The sequence below is a fragment of the Microvirga brassicacearum genome (assembly GCF_008757455.1).
In the GTDB taxonomy this organism is placed as follows: domain Bacteria; phylum Pseudomonadota; class Alphaproteobacteria; order Rhizobiales; family Beijerinckiaceae; genus Microvirga; species Microvirga brassicacearum.
Genome location: NZ_VCMV01000002.1, coordinates 147,948 through 167,572, shown reverse-complemented (window position 1 = coordinate 167,572; position 19,625 = coordinate 147,948). Strand labels below are relative to the sequence as shown.

At 62.9% G+C, this 19,625-nt stretch carries 17 protein-coding genes and 3 tRNA genes; 6 read left to right on the top strand and 14 right to left on the bottom strand.

All coding sequences use genetic code 11. The annotated features are described in order from the left end of the window. Positions 1-106: 106 nt before the first annotated feature. Positions 107-535, bottom strand: a complete 429-nt coding sequence (locus tag FEZ63_RS01355; protein ID WP_150941838.1) for a low affinity iron permease family protein — start codon at positions 533-535, stop codon at positions 107-109. A gap of 148 nt (positions 536-683) precedes the next feature. Further along, positions 684-760 (bottom strand) — tRNA-Asp (locus tag FEZ63_RS01350). A gap of 305 nt (positions 761-1,065) precedes the next feature. Between FEZ63_RS01350 and FEZ63_RS24765 the strand changes: the two genes are divergently transcribed. After that, on the top strand, positions 1,066-1,224 hold the full coding sequence (locus FEZ63_RS24765) for a hypothetical protein (protein ID WP_153245846.1): 159 nt from the start codon (positions 1,066-1,068) through the stop codon (positions 1,222-1,224). A gap of 33 nt (positions 1,225-1,257) precedes the next feature. Here the strand turns inward: FEZ63_RS24765 and FEZ63_RS01345 are convergent. The 7 genes from FEZ63_RS01345 to FEZ63_RS01315 all read right to left on the bottom strand — a co-directional run bounded on the left by FEZ63_RS01345 (position 1,258) and on the right by FEZ63_RS01315 (position 8,425). Continuing rightward, a tRNA-Val gene (locus tag FEZ63_RS01345) sits at positions 1,258-1,333 on the bottom strand. Positions 1,334-1,477: 144 nt separating this feature from the next. Then, the gene (locus tag FEZ63_RS01340) at positions 1,478-1,756 is read right to left on the bottom strand and encodes an HU family DNA-binding protein (protein ID WP_150941837.1); all 279 of its coding nucleotides are present in this window, start codon (positions 1,754-1,756) and stop codon (positions 1,478-1,480) included. Positions 1,757-1,950: 194 nt separating this feature from the next. Continuing rightward, positions 1,951-4,380, bottom strand: a complete 2,430-nt coding sequence (lon, locus tag FEZ63_RS01335; RefSeq protein WP_150941836.1) for an endopeptidase La — start codon at positions 4,378-4,380, stop codon at positions 1,951-1,953. Between the two features lie 226 nt (positions 4,381-4,606). Further along, on the bottom strand, positions 4,607-5,875 hold the full coding sequence (gene clpX / locus FEZ63_RS01330; RefSeq protein WP_150941835.1) for an ATP-dependent Clp protease ATP-binding subunit ClpX: 1,269 nt from the start codon (positions 5,873-5,875) through the stop codon (positions 4,607-4,609). 227 nt (positions 5,876-6,102) lie between these two features. Beyond that, on the bottom strand, positions 6,103-6,735 hold the full coding sequence (locus FEZ63_RS01325; protein ID WP_150941834.1) for an ATP-dependent Clp protease proteolytic subunit: 633 nt from the start codon (positions 6,733-6,735) through the stop codon (positions 6,103-6,105). Between the two features lie 79 nt (positions 6,736-6,814). Beyond that, entirely contained in the window at positions 6,815-8,227 is a 1,413-nt protein-coding gene (gene tig, locus FEZ63_RS01320) for a trigger factor (protein ID WP_150941833.1), read from the bottom strand. A gap of 113 nt (positions 8,228-8,340) precedes the next feature. Next, a tRNA-Leu gene (locus FEZ63_RS01315) sits at positions 8,341-8,425 on the bottom strand. A 206-nt stretch (positions 8,426-8,631) separates the two neighbouring features. Here FEZ63_RS01315 and FEZ63_RS01310 point away from each other — a divergent pair. Beyond that, positions 8,632-9,972 (top strand): multicopper oxidase family protein, encoded by a 1,341-nt coding sequence (locus tag FEZ63_RS01310; RefSeq protein WP_150941832.1) that lies wholly within the window; start codon positions 8,632-8,634, stop codon positions 9,970-9,972. 70 nt (positions 9,973-10,042) lie between these two features. Here FEZ63_RS01310 and FEZ63_RS01305 read toward each other — a convergent pair whose 3' ends face one another. Then, positions 10,043-11,533 (bottom strand): NAD(P)H-hydrate dehydratase, encoded by a 1,491-nt coding sequence (locus tag FEZ63_RS01305; RefSeq protein ID WP_150941831.1) that lies wholly within the window; start codon positions 11,531-11,533, stop codon positions 10,043-10,045. A gap of 178 nt (positions 11,534-11,711) precedes the next feature. Here FEZ63_RS01305 and FEZ63_RS01300 point away from each other — a divergent pair, with 178 nt between their 5' ends. Together FEZ63_RS01300 and glnA are read left to right on the top strand one after the other, a co-directional pair. Beyond that, positions 11,712-12,050 carry a P-II family nitrogen regulator gene (locus tag FEZ63_RS01300; protein ID WP_150941830.1) on the top strand — a complete coding sequence of 113 codons (339 nt, stop codon included), beginning with the start codon at positions 11,712-11,714 and terminating at the stop codon, positions 12,048-12,050. A gap of 68 nt (positions 12,051-12,118) precedes the next feature. Next, entirely contained in the window at positions 12,119-13,528 is a 1,410-nt protein-coding gene (glnA, locus tag FEZ63_RS01295) for a type I glutamate--ammonia ligase (RefSeq protein WP_150941829.1), read from the top strand. A gap of 161 nt (positions 13,529-13,689) precedes the next feature. On the opposite strand, the gene FEZ63_RS01290 is transcribed toward glnA, so the two are convergent. Both FEZ63_RS01290 and FEZ63_RS01285 read right to left on the bottom strand, forming a co-directional pair. Beyond that, positions 13,690-14,346, bottom strand: a complete 657-nt coding sequence (locus FEZ63_RS01290; protein WP_150941828.1) for an outer membrane protein — start codon at positions 14,344-14,346, stop codon at positions 13,690-13,692. 97 nt (positions 14,347-14,443) lie between these two features. Then, a complete protein-coding gene (locus FEZ63_RS01285; protein ID WP_150941827.1) occupies positions 14,444-15,142 on the bottom strand; it encodes an alpha/beta fold hydrolase in 699 nt (232 codons plus the stop codon). A gap of 163 nt (positions 15,143-15,305) precedes the next feature. Between FEZ63_RS01285 and FEZ63_RS01280 the strand changes: the two genes are divergently transcribed. After that, entirely contained in the window at positions 15,306-16,868 is a 1,563-nt protein-coding gene (locus FEZ63_RS01280; RefSeq protein ID WP_150941826.1) for a DEAD/DEAH box helicase, read from the top strand. Positions 16,869-16,902: 34 nt separating this feature from the next. On the opposite strand, the gene FEZ63_RS01275 is transcribed toward FEZ63_RS01280, so the two are convergent. Beyond that, positions 16,903-17,256: a TfoX/Sxy family protein gene (locus FEZ63_RS01275; protein ID WP_150941825.1), complete on the bottom strand. Its 354-nt coding sequence runs from the start codon at positions 17,254-17,256 to the stop codon at positions 16,903-16,905. Positions 17,257-17,312: 56 nt separating this feature from the next. Beyond that, complete coding sequence (locus FEZ63_RS01270) at positions 17,313-17,693, bottom strand: HesB/IscA family protein (protein ID WP_150941824.1); 381 nt, start codon at positions 17,691-17,693, stop codon at positions 17,313-17,315. Between the two features lie 177 nt (positions 17,694-17,870). Here FEZ63_RS01270 and ybaL point away from each other — a divergent pair, with 177 nt between their 5' ends. Next, a complete protein-coding gene (gene ybaL, locus FEZ63_RS01265) occupies positions 17,871-19,607 on the top strand; it encodes a YbaL family putative K(+) efflux transporter (RefSeq protein ID WP_150941823.1) in 1,737 nt (578 codons plus the stop codon). The last annotated feature ends 18 nt before the right edge of the window (positions 19,608-19,625 follow it).

The following is a 19,625-nucleotide window of genomic DNA, read 5'->3' as shown; positions in this document are numbered from 1 at the left end:
GCCCTCAATTGAAGGCCCTGCGACAACCCATGGATTGCGCGCGAGGCTTAGCCGAGATCCCCTGCCCTGACAAGTGTTTGCAGCGCAGCAAAAGAACGCTTCTAAACTAGGACGCGGCCCGGCGGTGGCGGTTCCGGGACCTCTGATGGGCAAGCTTTTCGGCGATCTCCTCGTCCCCCTCGCCTTTCGCCCGCTCCTCGGCCTCGGCGAGGATCTTGTCGAGCTCTTCCTGGGTCAAATGCTCGATGCCCACGAAGGCGTTCCGCGAGTCGCTGGCGCGGATCAACTCGTCAAGCTTGGCCTGCATCGCCGCCCCGTCGCGATTCTGGGTGTTCTGGATCAGGAATACCATCAGAAACGTGACGATGGTGGTGCCCGTGTTGATGATCAGCTGCCACGTATCGCTGAACCCAAAAATCGGGCCGCTCGCCGCCCAACCGGCAACGACGAGGACGCAGACGGCAAATGTTACCGGCTTGCCGACCGCGTGAGCGACCGTATTGCAGACCTCGGTGAAGAACTTTGAGACCAACATTCATCCCTCGCAGCACATGGTTGCGAGAATAACGCTGAGCTTTCGCAAAAGATCGGAAGGACGGTGAACGTGCCATGGATGGCGCAACGTCAGCCGTGGCGAGGAGCCCGGGCGTGCGGCCAAAAACGAAACAATTTCGGGAATGAAATGGCGCGGGTGACGGGGCTCGAACCCGCGACCTCCGGCGTGACAGGCCGGCACTCTAACCAACTGAGCTACACCCGCGCGGGGGACCGCCGAAGCGGTGTGGGGGCGGTGTAAGGGCGCCCCCGTTCCCTGTCAAGCGTTCCGTGTGTTTCGTCCGAGAAAACGTTCGCGGCGGCGTTCGGCACCGGTCCAGGCTCTTGTTCCGTGCGACCGTTCTCGACAACCGGGCAGTGAAAACACACCCGAGATTTCGCGCAGGAGGAACGCAGGTAAACCTGCGGTTTCGGCGCTCAATCTGCTTCTCACGCCGGCCCGGGAACAACGCCGCCCAGAAGGCTGTTGGCCACATGTGGTTCGTCGCTGTGACTTCGAGGATATCTCACATGGATGGCTGGATCTGGGGTCTCGTGATCGTTGGCGGCCCGGTGATCCTGGGAATCGCCCTGTTCGTCGCAGCCAGGCGCCGTCGCCTCACGCGTTCGGAAAAGGCGCGATCCGACCAGGCCGCCCGGGAAAACTGGGGCCAGGAAGATATTCGATAAGCCCGGTTGGGCAATGATGCTGGCCGGGGAAAATGGTGGGCGGTGACGGGCTCGAACCGCCGACCCTCTCGGTGTAAACGAGATGCTCTACCAACTGAGCTAACCGCCCTGCCCCACACTCGCCGGCATTCGAAAAATGCCGGGTCGCCGCGACTCGCGGCATGCAAGTGGTCTGGCGCCTCACATAAAAAGAGAAGGCCGACAACGCAAGCGTCGTCAGCCCTCTTGTAACCAAAAGCGCGCGAAAACGCGACTACTTGTTGTTTACAGCGTCCTTGAGGCCCGCGCCGGCGCGGAACTTCGGCGTCTTGGAAGCCGGAACCTTGACCTTCTCGCCGGTGCGCGGATTGCGCGCCTCTCCGGCCGCACGGTCCGTGACCACGAAAGTCCCGAAACCGACGATCTTCACCTCGTCGCCCTTCTTCAGGGCACCGGTGATGACCTCGATCGCGGCGTCGATCGCCTCGCCGGCCTGGCCGCGAGACAGGTTGACCTTTTCTGCGACAGCCGCAACGAGCTCGCCTTTATTCATCCTGATATCCTCCAGTGATCACGTGAGCATCGTAACATTTGTGCCAACGTTTCAGGGACCCTCGTGTGGCGCAAACGCCCACCCGGCGCAACCCCGGGGCGGCGGGAACGGGTGGTTTTTCGAGGTTTTGGCGGAAAAAAAGCCCCCGAATCGACGATTCGGGGGCCTGTTCAGAAATGACGAAGCGTCAATTCTTAATGGGCGATCACGCCTGAGGAATCATCCTCCGTGGCGGCGGGAGCCGGTGTCTTGAGCGGTGCCGGCTCATCCCATTCGATCGGCTCCGGCATCCGCACGAGGGCATGCTGGAGGACCTGGTCCATGCGCGAGACCGGCACGATTTCGAGGCCGTTCTTCACGCTGGCCGGGATGTCCACCAGATCCTTGGCGTTGTCCTCGGGAATCAGCACCTTCTTGATGCCGCCCCGCAGGGCAGCGAGGAGCTTTTCCTTCAGACCGCCGATCGGCAGCACGCGTCCCCGCAGCGTCACCTCGCCCGTCATCGCGATGTCCCGGCGAACCGGAATGCCCGTGATGACCGAGACGATGGCGGTGCCCATGGCGATACCGGCCGAAGGACCATCCTTGGGTGTCGCGCCTTCCGGCACGTGCACGTGGATGTCACGACGATCGAACATCGGCGGCTCGACGCCGAAATCGAGAGCGCGCGAGCGGACATAGGATGCCGCCGCCGAAATCGATTCCTTCATGACGTCGCGCAGGTTGCCGGTGACGGTCATCTTGCCCTTGCCCGGCATCATGATGCCTTCGATGGTCAAAAGCTCGCCGCCGACCTCCGTCCACGCCAGGCCCGTCACCGCGCCCACCATGTCCTCCGTCTCGACTTCGCCATAGCGGAAGCGCGGCGGGCCGAGATAGTCGGGCAGGTTTTCCGCCGTCACCGCGACCGTCTTGACCTTGGAGATAAGGATCTCCTTCACGGCCTTCCGGTTGAGGTTGGCGATCTCACGCTCGAGATTGCGCACGCCCGCCTCGCGGGTGTAGCGCCGGATCAGCATGAGCAGCCCTTCGTCGTCGATGGACCATTCCGATGCCGCCAGACCATGCTTCTTGGTGGCCGACGGGATCAGGTGGGTGCGCGCAATCTCCGCCTTCTCTTCCTCGGTGTAACCCGCGATTCGGATGACCTCCATGCGGTCGAGAAGCGGCGGCGGGATGTTCAGCGTGTTGGCCGTCGTCACGAACATCACGTTGGACAGGTCGTAATCGACCTCCAGATAATGGTCGTTGAATGCCTTGTTCTGCTCAGGATCGAGAACCTCGAGCAAGGCGGCCGACGGATCGCCGCGGAAATCCATGCCCATCTTGTCGATCTCGTCGAGCAGGATCAACGGGTTGGACGTCTTGGCTTTGCGCATCGACTGGATGATCTTGCCGGGCATCGAGCCGATATAGGTCCGCCGGTGACCGCGGATCTCGGATTCGTCACGCACGCCGCCAAGCGACATGCGCACGAACTCGCGACCGGTCGCCTTGGCGATCGACTTGCCAAGCGAGGTCTTGCCGACGCCCGGAGGGCCGACGAGGCAGAGGATCGGGCCGGTGAGCTTGTTGGCACGCTGCTGCACGGCGAGATACTCGACGATGCGCTCTTTCACCTTGTCGAGACCGTAATGGTCGGCATCGAGCAGGTTCTGGGCGGCCGTCAGGTCCTTTTTCATCTTGGAACGCTTGTTCCACGGGATGCTCAGGATCCAGTCGAGATAGTTGCGCACCACGGTGGCTTCCGCCGACATGGGCGACATCTGCCGCAGCTTCTTCAGCTCGTTCTGGGCTTTTTCACGGGCTTCCTTCGTGAGCTTCGTCTTCTCGATCTTATCCTCGAGCTCGGCCAACTCGTCGCGACCCTCGTCGTCGCCGAGTTCCTTCTGGATCGCCTTCATCTGCTCGTTGAGATAGTACTCGCGCTGCGTCTTCTCCATCTGACGCTTCACGCGGGTCCTGATCCGCTTCTCGACCTGCAGGACGGAGATTTCGCTCTCCATCAGGCCGAGAACCTTCTCCAGGCGTTCGGCAACGGTCGGGATTTCGAGGATCGCCTGCTTGTCGGCGATCTTGATCGCCAGATGAGAGGCGATGGTGTCGGCAAGCTTCGCCGGATCGTCGAGCTGGGTCACGGCGGACACCACCTCGGGCGAAACCTTCTTGTTCAGCTTGACGTAGTTTTCGAACTCGGAAACCACCGAACGGGCCAGGGCCTCGGCTTCGATCTGGTCGCCGAGAGCGTCGGGAAGCGCCTCCGCCTCCGCCTCGTAGAATTCATCGGTCCGGGTGTAGTTCTTCACCTGCGCGCGGCTTGCACCCTCGACCAGCACCTTCACGGTGCCGTCCGGGAGTTTCAGAAGCTGCAACACGCTGGCGAGCGTTCCGACCTTGTAAATGGCATCCGTGGCCGGATCGTCGTCCGTCGCATCGATCTGGGTTGCCAGAAGAATGTGACGGTCCCCCTTGACCACTTCCTCAAGCGCGCGGATCGACTTCTCGCGGCCGACGAACAGCGGCACGATCATATGCGGGAAGACGACGATGTCGCGCAGAGGCAGAACCGCGTAGGTTCCGGTCGAGCCCGGGACAACGGGCTGACGTGGCTTTGCTTGTGTCATGAAACGACATCCTTTCGACAGCGTCCGCGAAGCGCCTCACATGAGCGCGCCTGAGGACGAATAACCGGAACGCTCAAGCAATGATATTCGCTGCTTCCGGTACCCGGCGCCATCCCTCCGAAGATGAGCTGACAGCGGCCGTGCGGTAGTTGATGTGGCGAGGCAGGCACAATGTTTCAAGAACTGCGACCGCCGAGCCGTTATCGTACTGAATCCTCGAAACCGATCAGGCGCTGACGCTTGCGGCAGGCTCGCCGCGATCGCCATGAATGAAGAGGGGCTTGGCCTTTCCTTCGATGACTTCGGGGCCGATCACGACCTGCTCGACGGAGTCGAGACCGGGCAGATCGTACATGGTCTCGAGCAGGATGCCCTCCATGATCGAGCGAAGGCCGCGGGCGCCGGTTTTGCGATCGATCGCCTTGCGGGCGATCATCGAGAGGGCCTCGTCCTGGAAGGTCAGGCTCACGTTTTCCATCTCGAAGAGCCGCTGATACTGCTTCACGAGCGCGTTCTTGGGCTCCTGCAGGATCTTTTTCAGGGCGTCTTCGTCAAGATCCTCGAGGGTCGCTAGAACCGGCAGGCGGCCGACGAATTCCGGAATCAGACCGAATTTCAACAGATCCTCGGGCTCGACGGCGCGGAAGATCTCGCCAGTGCGGCGATCGTCCGGAGCCTCGACGGAGGCGCCGAAACCGATCGACGTGCCCTTGCCGCGGCTCGAGATGATGCGCTCGAGGCCCGAGAAGGCACCACCGCAGATGAACAGGATGTTGGTGGTATCGACCTGCAGGAATTCCTGCTGGGGATGCTTGCGCCCGCCCTGGGGCGGCACGGAGGCGACCGTGCCTTCCATGATCTTCAGCAGGGCCTGCTGCACGCCCTCGCCCGAGACATCGCGGGTGATCGAGGGATTGTCGGATTTGCGCGAAATCTTGTCGATTTCGTCGATATAGACGATGCCGCGCTGGGCCCGCTCCACGTTGTAATCGGAAGCCTGAAGCAGCTTCAGGATGATATTCTCCACGTCCTCGCCCACATAGCCCGCCTCGGTGAGCGTCGTGGCGTCGGCCATCGTGAACGGCACATCGAGGATGCGCGCCAGGGTCTGCGCCAGCAGCGTCTTGCCGGAACCGGTCGGGCCGATCAGCAGGATGTTTGACTTCGCCAGTTCCACGTCATTGTGCTTCGTCGCATGGGCGAGGCGCTTGTAATGGTTGTGAACCGCGACCGACAGCACCTTCTTGGCGTGCTCCTGGCCGATCACGTAATCGTCGAGAACGTGGCTGATCTCTTTGGGGGTCGGGACGCCATCGCGCGATTTCACGAGCGAGGATTTCGACTCCTCGCGAATGATGTCCATGCACAGCTCGACGCACTCATCACAGATGAAAACCGTCGGGCCGGCGATCAGTTTGCGAACCTCGTGCTGGCTCTTGCCGCAAAAGGAGCAGTAGAGCGTGCTCTTGGAATCACTGCCGCCAGCTTTGGTCATTATCACTTCTCCAACCGGAGCAGGTCCGGCACGTGCCGTCCCCCCACTCCCTTTAAGTTTAGGCGCGTCGGAACTAAGGAAAGGTTCCGACGCCAAAATAGCAGGCTCTCAAATCCCCGGCTTCCCGAATCCTCATGCAAACACGCAACACAGCCGTGAGCAATAGGAAGGGGGCAGGACGCTAAAAAGACGCACCGTTGAGCTTATGGCCCCCCGGTTTTCGTCATTCAGACCGGTGGATTCGCAGACTCGGGACGCTTGGTAAGGACCTGATCGATAATACCAAATTCCTGTGCGGCCTCGGCGGTCATGAAGTTGTCGCGCTCGAGCGCCTGCTCGACTGCCCCAATGTCCCGACCGGTGTGCTTCACGTAGATTTCATTGAGCCGGCGCTTCAAAGCCTCGCTCTCGCGGGCGTGAATCATGATGTCGGTCACCTGGCCCTGATAGCCGCCCGAGGGCTGGTGGACCATGATTCGGGCATTCGGCAGCGCGAAGCGCTGTCCGGCCTCGCCTGCGCACAGGAGCAGCGATCCCATCGAGGCGGCCTGGCCGACGCAGAGCGTGGAAACCGGGCAGCGGATGAACTGCATCGTGTCGTAGATCGACAATCCGGACGTCACGACGCCGCCCGGGGAATTGATATAGAAGGAGATTTCCTTCTTGGGGTTGTCGGCCTCGAGGAACAGAAGCTGTGCCACGATCAGCGAGGCCGTGTAATCTTCAACCGGTCCGGTAAGGAAGATAATCCGCTCCCGCAGCAGGCGCGAATAGATGTCGAACGCGCGTTCGCCGCGGTTCGACTGCTCGACCACCATGGGGACAAGCGTGTTTGCGTAGAGGGCGACCGGATCTCTCATCGTCTCACTGCTCCAAAATCCGACCGCGCAATGGCGCGGCCGTCAGGTTGATGCAAGCTGCGAGACGCTGAAATCAGCGCTACTCGCTCTTGCTGGCTTTCTTGCCGCCCTTGGCCTTGCCCGTCTTCGATGCCGGCTTGGAGCCTTCCTCCTCACCGTCCTCGTCGCTGAACAGAGCTTCCTTGGACACGGTCTCGTCGACCACCTTCACCTGCGTCAGGATCTGGTCGACCACCTTTTCCTCGAACAAGGGTGCCCGGATTTCGGCAAGCGCCTGCGGGTTCTTCCGGTAGAAGTCCCACACCTGCTTTTCCTGACCCGGATACTGGCGGACCCGTTCGACGAGAGCCTGCGTGACCTCGTCGTCGGAAATCTTGATATCGGACTTCTCACCGATCTGCGCAAGGACCAAGCCGAGCCGTACACGACGCTCTGCGATCTTGCGGTACTCGGCGCGAGCCTCTTCCTCTGTGGTGTCCTCATCCGCAAAGGTGCGGTTGTTGGACTTCATGTCGCCCTCGACCTGGGCCCAGACGGCTGTGAATTCCTGCTCAACGAGGCTCGGGGGCAGCTCGAAGCTGTATTTGGCATCGAGCGCGTCGAGCAGCTCCTTCTTCACCTTGCGGCGGGACTGTGCGTCGAAATCGCGCTGCACGGCGCCACGGATGGCTTCCTTCAGCTTGTCGAGCGATTCCATGCCGAAGCCCTTGGCGAGCTCGTCGTCGATCACCAGTTCGCCCGGCGCCTCGACGTCCTTGACGGTGACGTCGAATTCGGCAGCCTTGCCGGCGAGGTGCGGCGCAAGGTAGTTCTCGGGGAACGAGACCTTCACCAGCTTGGCGTCGCCCGCCTTGACGCCGACGAGCTGCTCTTCGAAGCCCGGGATGAAGGTGTTCGAACCGAGCTCGACCCGGATATCCTGGCCGGTGCCGCCCTCGAATTCCGTACCGTCGATTCGGCCGACGAAATCAACCACGACGCGATCGCCGTCGGCGGCCTTGCCCTTCTTGGGCTCGAAGGCGCGATTCTGCTTGGCCATGCGCTCGAGCGATTCGGTGACTTCCGTCTCGGCGACCTCGACCACCGGCTTGTTGACGGTCACATCCTTGAGATCGACCAGCTCGAACACCGGCAGGACCTCGAGCGCCACCGTGAAGGCCAGATCGCCCTTGGCGTCCATGGCCTTTTCGATCTCGTCCTTGTTCTCGGGGAACTGGACCTGCGGCTCGAAAGCGAGCTTGAGGCTGTTGTCCTCGATGATCTTGCGGTTGGCCTCGTTGACGGCGTTCTGCACGACGTCGCCCATGACCGAGCGGCCATAAACCCGGCGCAGGTGCCCGACCGGCACCTTGCCTGGGCGGAACCCGTTGATCTTCACCCGGTCCTTGAGAGTCGCCAGCTCATCGTTGAGCCGCTTCTCCAACTCCGTTGCCGGGAGCACGACCTTGAATTCCCGCTTCAAGCCTTGGGACAGAGTTTCCGTCACCTGCATGGTTCTAACCGCCTTCACTCTTGCAAAAAATCTGCGGCCCGGGCCTCGATCGACGCGGCAAGCCGCATGCGACCGGGCCGGCGGGCCCATCCGGAAACCAACCCTGACGGGATTGGTGCGGGCGGAGGGACTCGAACCCCCACGACTTTCGCCGCTGGTACCTAAAACCAGTGCGTCTACCAATTCCGCCACGCCCGCGCGGGAGGCGGCGCGACACGCGCCCCTCGTCCGGGACGCGCGCTCTATACCACGCTCTTCAACCGGTGCACCAAAAAACTTCGTGTACTCTAGGGAGGGGCTTCACTCGGCGGAATGGAGCGGCCTGGGATGGGCGGCACTTGGCCGCTGCTGGTTCAGGCTGTAGGCCTGAGGCTTATCTTGCTTTGCTGAAGGTCCCTGTCCTCATGATCACCCGACGCACTGCAACCGCCGGCCTAGCAGCGGCCTTCGCGAGCCCTCCATTGCAGGTCCGGGCGCAGCCTGTGGACGGTCTCAAGGGGAACGGCATCACGCCCGAACTGAGAGCCGCGCCATCTCCCATGCGCCTTCGACCAAATGCGTCGAGAGATGCGGATATCTGGACACTCGGCGGGAAGCTTGCACCTGCCTTGCGGATCAAGCACGGGCAGGAGGTGAGACTAGCCCTCAAGAATGAAACCGCCCTGCCCCTTTCGCTTCATCTCCACGGCGTTCGCGACCCCAATGCGGCGGATGGAGTCGGAGGGTTGACGCAGGCTCCGATTCTGCCCGGCGGTCAGTTCGATTATCGCCTCACCCCGCCGGATGCCGGTACTTATCTGATCCGCCCCTGCGTGATCGGCGGGAGTGCGGAGCCCCTCGAACGCGGCCTGTCCGGCCTGTTGATCGTGGAGGAGCAGAACCCGCCGCCGGTCGATCGCGACGAGGCGATCCTCGTCGACGATTGGCGGTTGGAGGAGGATGGCTCACTCTCGCCCTTCGCGCCCGATGCGGTTGGGCGGCTCGGCAACTGGCTCAGCGTCAACGGCAAGGCGATCCCGCTGAGGATCGAGGCGCGCCCGGGAAGCCGCGTGCGCCTGCGCCTCGCCAATGCCTGCAATGCCCGGATCATGCGCCTGCGCTTCGACCGGTTGAAACCCTACGTGGTGGCGATCGACGGCCAGCCGACGGACACCTTCGAGCCCTTGCGCTCCTCCCTGCCGTTCGCGCCCGGCACCCGGTACGATGTGATCGTCGACGTACCGGATGAAGCCGGGGCAACCGGCGCCGTCACGGCCGTGATCGGGGATGGAATGCCGCTGGTGGAATTGCTGGCCGTCGGCGAGAAAAGTCCGGAACGCCCGCAAATCGAGCCGATTCCGCCCAACAAGAAACTCCCCGAGACGATCAAGCTGCAGAATGCCGCCCGCAAGAACCTCGTCATCAAGGCTGGCGCAGATGGCGCGAAATCTGCGTGGACCATCAATGGGATGGCGGGCGACGTGAAGGTGCCGGTTCTCAAGGTCAGGCGCGGGGCGCCGGTCGTGCTGGCGATCGACAACCAGACGGATCTTGTTCAGCCCATGCACCTCCACGGCCATGTCTTCCGGCTGCTCCATGGCCTCGATGACGGCTGGGAGCCCTATTTTCTCGACACCCTGCAGGTGCCGGAACGCCGCACCGCGCGGATCGCCTTTGTGGCCGACAATCCCGGCAAGTGGCTTCTGGCGTCGACGGTCATGGAGCGCTTCGATGCGGGCCTCTGGACGTGGATCGAGGTCAGCTAGATCGCGATTAGTTGGAGCATGATTAGTTGGAGCATGATGTCGTCCGAAAACCGCGACACACTTTTCGGCATCATGCTCCGAGAAGCCCTTGAAGAACCTCCGGAATGAGCTCCGGCAGGTCCTCGGAGATGAGGCCAGCTCCGAACGCGGCTCCGGCTTCCGCATGGATCCAAACCGCGGCGGCGGCGGCCTCGAAGGCCGGAAGATGCTGCGCCATCAAACCGGCGATGATTCCGCACAGAACGTCGCCGGATCCTGCGGTTCCGAGATAGGGCGTGCCGTTGGCGTTGATCGCCGCCCGCCCGTCCGGCGCCGCGATGACCGTGTCGGCGCCTTTGAGCACCGCAACAGCGCTAAGATACGCCGCGGCCCTGCGCGCCCGCTCGACTTTCGATGACGGATCAAGGATATCCGGGTGTCCCTTGAACAAGCGCGTGAACTCGCCGTCATGCGGCGTGATCACCGTGGGGGCCGAACGGAAACCCTGGTGGAGTTCGGAGGCCAGACCCTCGAACGACGTGAGGGCGTCGGCGTCGAGAACGAGCCTGCGCCGTGCCTGTGCGGCAACCGCCACCATCGCGCGTGTGACCGCGGTCACACCGAGCGCCGGCCCGACGACCAAGGCGTTCAGCCTCTCGTCCGCCAGAATTGCGTGAAGCCCTTCGGGTCCGTCGCAACCGCGCAGCATGATGGCGGTCAGTTGGGCCGCATTGACCCCAAGCGCCTCCGGTGGGGACGCAACGGTCACGACGCCGGCGCCGATTCTCAGCGCCGCGCGCGCTGCCAGTCGCGCTGCACCGGTCCGGGTCGCGCCGCCGGAGGCGACCAGCACATGGCCCCTTTCGTATTTATGGGAGGAAGGACCGGGGCGCGGGATCGCCTCGCGCCAGAGCGCGGGTGCATTGACGTAGGTCCTTCCCCCCGACGCCTGGAGGTCACTTGAACCAACTCCGATATCGGCCACGGTCACGTCGCCGCAAAACGTGCGACCCGGCAGGAGATAATGACCGGGTTTGCGCGCCGCGAACGTCACCGTGCGCGCAGCCCGCACTGCAATCCCTCTCACCGCCCCGGTCTCGCCATCGATGCCCGACGGAAGATCGACGGCCAGAACCGGCCCGCCCGACATATTGATTCTGTCGATGGCGGCTCGCGCGGCGCCTTCGATCTCGCGCGACAACCCGCCGCCGAAGAGCGCATCGATCACCAGCTCGGCCGGTGCGAGGTTCGCGCCATCCACGGCCACCACGTCGCTCGGCCATTCCCGCGCCACGAGGGCAGCATCGCCGGAAAACGCCTCGCGTTTGCCCAGGAGCCCGAGCGAGACGCGATAGCCCTGCTCCCGCAACCGGGTCGCCGCCACGATCCCGTCGCCGCCGTTCTGTCCCGGCCCGGCCAGAACCACGATTCGGGCGCCGGGCGACACCATCTCGCGCGCCGCGTCCGCAACGGCGGCTCCGGCATTTTGCATCAGGGTCACCCCAGGCGTGCCGGATCGAATGACCGAAGCATCGGCCTTTCTCATCTCCCGTGGCGTCAAAAGCAGCTCTGGCGCGTTCATCGGATCATTCTTGCGCAGAAAAGCACCCTATCGACCTCTAAACTCGCAAGTGCACAAACTTTAGCCACGACATGCCGCACAAGGCGGCAAGACTCGTCCATTCGCAAACAGGACTCCGTGGAAGCACGCGTTTTCTGGTGCTAAAAGCGGCAAATCCTCGAAACAAAGCGGTTATCGAATGAAAAAGATCGAAGCCATCATCAAGCCCTTCAAGCTCGATGAAGTCAAAGAAGCCCTTCAGGAGGTCGGCCTGCAGGGCATCACGGTGATCGAGGCGAAGGGATTTGGCCGTCAGAAGGGCCACACGGAGCTTTATCGCGGGGCCGAATACGTGGTCGACTTCCTGCCGAAGGTGAAGCTCGAAATCGTGCTGGCCGACGACCTGGTCGAGAGCGCCATCGAGGTCATTCGAAAGGCGGCACAGACCGGCCGCATCGGCGACGGCAAGATTTTCGTGTCATCGGTCGAAGAGGCCGTCCGCATCAGAACTGGCGAGACCGGATCCGACGCGATCTGACCTTGCCTCCTCAAACCACGGCGTTCCGCCGGGTATAATTTCTCTAGGGCAGAAGGGACTACACGATCATGCAGACCGCCAAGGATGTGCTGAAGGCGATCAAGGACAATGACATCAAGTATGTCGATTTCCGTTTTACCGACCCGCGGGGCAAGTGGCAGCACGTGACCTTCGACGTTTCGATCGTCGACGAGGAAGCGTTCGCCGACGGCGTGATGTTCGATGGTTCGTCGATCGCAGGCTGGAAGGCGATCAACGAATCCGACATGACGCTCATGCCCGATCCGACGACGGCGCAGTTCGACCCCTTCTTCTCCGCATCGACCCTCTCGATCGTCTGCGACATCCTCGAGCCGGCCACCGGCGAACCCTATGCCCGCGATCCGCGCGGCATCGCCAAGAAAGCCGAGGCTTATCTCAAGTCCACCGGCATCGGCGACACGGTGTATGTGGGCCCGGAAGCCGAGTTCTTCGTGTTCGACGACGTGAAGTTCATGGCCGATCCCTACAATACCGGCTTCAAGCTCGATTCATCCGAGTTGCCGACCAACGGCGACAAGGATTACGAGGGCGGAAATCTCGGCCACCGCATTCCGATGAAGGGTGGCTACTTCCCGGTGCCGCCGCTCGATTCGGCACAGGACATGCGCGGCGAGATGCTGGCGGCCATGGCGGCCATGGGCGTGAAGGTGGAGAAGCACCATCACGAAGTGGCATCCGCCCAGCACGAGCTCGGCGTGAAGTTCGACACCCTCACCCACATGGGCGACCAGATGCAGATCTACAAATACTGCATCCACAACGTCGCCCAGTCCTACGGCAAGTCGGCAACGTTCATGCCGAAGCCGGTCTATGGCGATAACGGCTCGGGCATGCACGTGCACCAGTCGATCTGGAAGGGCGGCAAGCCGGTCTTCGCCGGCAACAAATACGCGGATCTCAGCCAGGAATGCCTGTGGTACATCGGCGGCATCATCAAGCACGCGAAGGCGCTGAACGCCTTTACCAACCCGTCGACGAACTCCTACAAGCGTCTCGTCCCGGGTTATGAAGCGCCGGTGCTGCTGGCCTATTCGGCCCGCAACCGCTCCGCATCCTGCCGTATTCCGTGGACCACCTCGCCGAAGGCAAAGCGCGTCGAAATCCGCTTCCCGGATCCGACAGCCAACCCGTATCTCTGCTTCGCCGCCCTGCTGATGGCCGGCCTCGACGGTATCGTGAACAAGATCGATCCGGGCGCTGCCATGGACAAGGATCTCTACGACCTGCCCCCGCGCGAGTTGAAGAAGATCCCGACCGTCTGCGGCTCGCTCCGGGAAGCTCTGGTCAGCCTCGACAAGGACCGCGCCTTCCTCAAGGCGGGCGGCGTCTTCAGCGACGACTTCATCGACAGCTTCATCGAACTGAAGATGACGGAAGTCGCCCGCTTCGAGATGACCCCGCATCCGGTCGAGTTCACGATGTATTATTCCTGCTGATCGGGAATTCTTCTCGCGCTCGCGCTCGCGCGCGACACTTCTGCCGGAGCCCTCGCGGCTCCGGCTTTTTTGTGCGCGGGACGTCCGGTCGAGAGCTGCCGAACCGCAAACGGAAAAGGCCCGGCGTCTCCACCGGGCCTTCATTCGCCGAAGCGAAGGTCTTAGTAGCTGCTGAACTTGTAGTTCAGGCCGGCGCGAACCACGCCGAACTCATTGTTGTTGTTGCCCGCGAAGGCAATGCCGAAGTTACGATCGTCGTCGCCGTCGAGGTTGACGTAGAGACCTTCGACCTTGGCGGTCAGGTTGTTGGTGAAGGCGTATTCCACGCCCGCGCCGACCGTCCAGCCGAAGTTCGAATCCGCATAGGCGACACCGCCGGTGGCGTAGGCAAGGAACCGATCGAACGCCACACCGGCGCGAAGGCGGGTGGTGCCGAAGAATTCATTGTCCGAGCCGTTATCGATGACGCCAAGCCCTTCGAAGCGGATCCGGTTGCCGAGATCGGCATACTGAATGTCAGTCTCGGCACCGAGCACGAACATGCCCATCTGATAGTTGTAGCCGAGCTGCGCGCCGCCGACGAAGCCGCCGTCATCGCCGCCGCCGCCGATGGCGATCCCCGTGATCGGATCGACCAAGTCGTTGTTGTCGTTTGCGTTCCAGCCGTAGCCGGCGTTCACGCCGACATAGAAGCCCGTCCAGGTGAAGACCGGAACCGGGGCCATCATGGCAGGAGCCGCGCGCGACGGGAGGTCAGCCGCGGCAGCGGATACCGTCAGCCCGACGAAGGCGACCGTGGAGAGAAGGATTTTTTTCATTGTGATTCGTCCTGTTGCGAGAAGTCCAGCAACGTTATTACTTCACCGCAGCGCAATTTTCTGTAACATTTCTGCAACATTGTCTCGTAATGAGAGTCTAGGATCTGTCGAGCCACAGGCGCATGGCCGAAGTGACCTGCTCGGGCTCCTCGAGCGCGGAGAGATGGCCCGATCCGCGGATCACGATCAGCGAGGACCATTCGATCATCTCCGCCATCTCCCGCGCGATCTCCGGCGGCGTGATCGCATCGCCGTCGCCCACCACGATGAGGGTTGGAATCTCGATCCCCGGCAGGAGCTCGCGCGAATCGCGCCGCCCCATGATGGCCCGCTGCTGGCGGACGTAACCTGCCGTGCCGGTTTCGCGAAGCTGGGAACCGACCTCTCCCTTCAATCCCTCGTCGCCCTCCCGACGCGGATGAACCAGCTTGGGCCAGAGCTCGGCGAGGATCTCGTCCCAGCGGGCGGCCTCGGCGAGGCCGATGAGCCGCTCCCGGTTCCGCTTCGCCTCCTCGGTATCAGGCCGGGCACTGGTATCGAGCAGGGCCAGCCTCTCCACCCGTTCGGGAGCCTGACGCAGGATTTCCATGGCGATGTAGCCGCCCATGGACAGGCCGGCGAGGGCGAAGCGCTCCGGCGCATCGGCCAGAGCGCGACGGGCGATCGCCTCCATCGAATCATCCGGGGTGTGGTCGGCCATCATGACCGTCATGAGCGGCGAGAAGGTCGCGATCTGGTGTTGAAACAGCCGTCCGGTATTGCCGAGTCCCGGAATCAAAAGGAGGGTCGCCGCCATCAAGAGTTTTCCCTTGGATTGACAAGCGACTAGCTTGTCCTATGGTCCGGCCACACCTTTGCTTGGGCGGATACCTCAGGTAAAACTCGTTTTGCGCCGGTTTGTTGCCGCCTCGTGCGGTCGGGACCGAAAGCGCCTCCAGACCCCAACGGTTATACTCCTCATGTCTTTCGCCGAACTCGGACTCAGCGAGAAAGTTCTCCAGGCTGTCGCGGCCTCCGGCTACACGGAGCCGACGCCGATCCAGGCGCAGGCCATTCCGCATGTGCTTGCCCGCCGCGACGTCCTCGGCATCGCCCAGACCGGAACCGGCAAGACCGCCGCCTTCGTGCTGCCGATGCTGACCCGGCTCGAGAGCGGCCGGGCCCGGGCGCGCATGCCGCGCACGCTGATCCTCGAACCGACGCGCGAACTCGCTGCGCAGGTGCAGGAAAACTTCGACAAATACGGCATCAATCACAAGCTCAACGTGGCCCTGCTCATCGGCGGCGTCTCGTTCGGCGACCAGGATGCCAAGATCGCGCGCGGCGTCGACGTGCTTATCGCGACGCCGGGCCGATTGCTCGATCATATCGAGCGCGGCAAGCTGCTCCTGAGCGGCGTTGAACTGCTGGTGATCGACGAAGCCGACCGGATGCTCGACATGGGCTTCATCCCGGATATCGAACGTATCGTGAAGATGGTGCCGTTCACCCGCCAGACATTGTTCTTCTCGGCGACGATGCCGCCGGAAATCCAGCGTCTTGCCGACGCATTCCTGCACACTCCCGTAAAGGTCGAGGTGGCGCGCGCCGCATCCACCGCCGCGACCATCACCCAACGCCTGGTCGCCACCGGTCGCGAGGATTTCGAGAAGCGCGAGACGCTGCGTGAGTTGATCAACGGCGCGGTCGATCTGCAGAACGCGCTCGTGTTCTGTAACCGCAAGCGCGACGTGGTCGTCGTTCACCGCTCGCTGCTGAAGCATGGTTTCAACGTGGCGGCGCTCCATGGCGACATGGATCAGCGCTCGCGGATGGCGGCCCTCGACGCTTTCAGAAGCGGCGAGGTGCCTCTGCTGGTGGCAAGCGACGTGGCGGCGCGCGGGCTCGACATTCCGGCGGTCAGCCACGTCTTCAACTACGATATTCCCCACCACGCCGAAGACTACGTCCATCGCATCGGTCGCACCGGTCGCGCCGGACGGGCGGGCGCTGCCTTTACGCTGGTCGGGCCAGGCGACGAGAAGTCCCTTACGGCTATCGAGAAGCTGACCGCCCAGGCGGTCGAATGGCAGGGTCCGACGCTTGCGGAGCGTCCGGCCTCCACATCATCCGAGCGTCCTTCGAAGCGTCGTGTGCGCACCGGGGGAAGCGATCGTCCCCGCGGCGGCCGCCGGGGCGGCAGTGATCGTGAGGCTGCCGGCGAGCGTCCGGAGGCGGCCGAAGAGGCGGCTCCGCGGCAGGAACGGCCCGCACGTGCTCCGCGCAAGCCGCGCGAGGACAAAGTCGCTCGCGAAGCCAGGCCACCCGCCAATGATGAAGGTGCCCGGGAGCCGCGCCCCGCCCCTGAGGATCGCTCGCCAGCAAGGCCTCCTCGCGGACGCGATCGTCAGCCGGCCCGTTCGTCGGACGATAGACCCCGCCGTCAAGAGCAGGATTCCGACGCACCGGTTTTTGGATTGGGCGAGCACGTCCCCGCCTTCCTGATGCGACCCACTGCTCCAAAGAAAACCAAGCCCGAGTAAGCAAGCGCCGCGCGCTCGCCGCGGGCGCGATCAATCAGCCGCGTGCTGTACGGTCTCGCGCCGGCTTCTTCGCGTGCGCCCGCCGGGCAGCCGCGATCGCCAGGGCCGCGAAACGCGCGGCTTCTTCCGGGTCGTCGAGAGCCCCTTCGGGCATCAGCCAATAGCTCATCGACCTGGGCTTGCCGTCACGCCCTTGATAGGTGAATGGCCGGGAGCCGAGATCGCGAAACCGATCGAGGGTCTCGGAATCGACCTTCAGGTAAAGCTCGCCGCCCGCCTCGAGCGCGAACATCAGGTTGTCACGATAGACGCCCTGCCCGCCGAACATCTTGCGGACACGGATATCCCCCGTCTCTCGAAAGATCTCGCGGATCGCCTCAGCATCCATCGGCTAGAGCCTGGCGCCAAAATGCGAGCAGCGGCTTTCAGACTGCATCTGCGTGCCTAATGGGCAGACTGGAGCATTTCGGGCACGGCGGGAGTAATCGCGACCGATTCGCCGCAGCCGCAGGCCGAGGTCTGGTTCGGATTTCTGAACACGAATTGCGACGCCATCTTGGAGGTTTCGAAGTCCATCTCGGTCCCCAAAAGGAACAGCACGGCCTTGGGGTCGACCAGCACGGTCACGCCCTTGTCCTCGACCACCTCATCCAGCGGTGTGGCCGTCTCGGCATATTCCATGGTGTAGGACATGCCCGCGCAGCCGCCGTTCTTGACGCCGACACGCACGCCCACGATGGGCCGATCCGCCTTGCCGATGATGTCCTTGACGCGGTTTGCCGCCGCGTCGGTCAAGGTGATGACCTTGAATCCGGGTAGTGCCATGAAAGTCTCTCCTGACGGCCGGGTTCAAGGCCCGGGCAGAACGAGGGATATGTCGTACAGATAGGAGGTCAAACCCGAAACGTCGAGATTTTTCCCACAGGACGGCCGGTTTGGGTTGACGATTCGGGTCCTTTTCCAATCTAACGAACCGGAACAATCAACCGAAAAGGAGAGCAGATGCCGCATCATACCCCGCTGATTTCGACCATCGTTGTCGGCTTGGTGATGGCATTTGCTTTCGGCGCTCTGGCGCATCGGCTTCGGATCTCCCCTCTCGTCGGATACCTCGTCGCAGGGGTGCTGGTAGGGCCTTTCACGCCCGGCTACGTGGCAGATCAAGGTCTCGCGAACCAGTTGGCTGAAATCGGCGTGATCCTGCTGATGTTCGGCGTCGGTCTTCACTTTTCGTTGAAGGACCTGCTCGCCGTGAAGGCGATCGCAATTCCCGGCGCGGTCGTGCAGATCGCCAGCGCCACGCTCATGGGCATGGGCCTGGCGTGGCTTATGGGATGGTCGATCGGCGGCGGCATCGTCTTCGGGCTCGCCCTCTCGGTTGCCAGTACGGTCGTGCTCCTGCGCGCCATGCAGGAGCGGCGTCTCATTGAGACCGAACGCGGCCATATCGCGGTCGGCTGGCTCATCGTCGAGGACCTGGCGATGGTCCTCACGCTGGTCCTGCTTCCGGCCATCGCCACCGCGCTGAACGAGACCAATGCCGATCCCTGGCTGCTCCTGGAATCGCTTGCAATCACCCTCGGCAAGGTCGGCGCTTTCGTGGCGATCATGCTGGTCGGAGGACGCCGGCTCATTCCCTGGCTGTTGCACTTCGTAGCCCACACGGGATCGCGCGAACTGTTCCGGCTTTCGGTGCTCGCCATCGCTCTCGGCATCGCCTACGGAGCCGCCGAACTGTTCGGCGTCTCGTTTGCGCTCGGCGCGTTCTTTGCCGGCATGATCCTGAGCGAATCCGAGCTGAGCCAGCGCGCCGCCTCGGAGACGCTCCCTTTGCGCGATGCCTTCGCGGTGCTGTTCTTTGTCTCCGTCGGGATGCTGTTCGACCCGATGATTCTCATCAACGATTTCGGGCCTGTCCTGGCGACGTTTCTCATCATCGTCATCGGCAAGTCCCTGGCGGCCTTCGGGATCGTGCGCCTCTTCGGTCACGGCAACGCGACGGCGCTGACGATTGCCGCAAGTTTGGCGCAGATCGGCGAATTCTCCTTCATCCTTGCCGGATTAGGTGTGGACCTGCAGATGTTGCCCGAGCGCGGCCGCGACCTGATTCTCGCCGGCGCGATTCTCTCCATCATCTGCAACCCGTTCATTTTTGCAGCGCTCGATCGATGGACGGCACGCACGGAGGCGCGGAAGGCTGCGGCCCTCGATACGCTGGAACCGATGGTGCCGGAGCCGACGCCCACCCTCGAGAGGACGACGCTCACCAACCACGTGGTGCTGGTGGGCTATGGCCGGGTTGGCAAGTTCATCAGCGCGAAGCTTCAGGCCCGCAACATTCCCTTCACGGTCATCGAGGCCAACGAGGACAAGCTTGTTCAGCTCAAAGCAGATGGCGTTGAGCCGATCATCGGCAATGCGGCCGATCCGGATGTCGCAGCTGCGGCGAATATCGGCGCGGCGCGCTGTCTGCTGGTGGCGATCCCGGACTCGTTCGAGAGCGGTCAGGTGGTCGAGCAGGCGCGAAAAATCAGCCCGGCCCTGCCGATCATCGTCCGCGCGCATTCCGATGCCGAACAGGAGCATCTGACGAAATACGGCGCCACGGCGGTGATCATGGGCGAGCAGGAGATTGCCCGCGCAATGGTGAAGAACGCGCGTGCGCTCGTGCTGCCGGAGGGAGGCGATGATGCGCCCCGCAAGGACGCACCGCCGGATGCGGAACCGCTCGAGGCCTGATCCAGGACGCCGGATCGG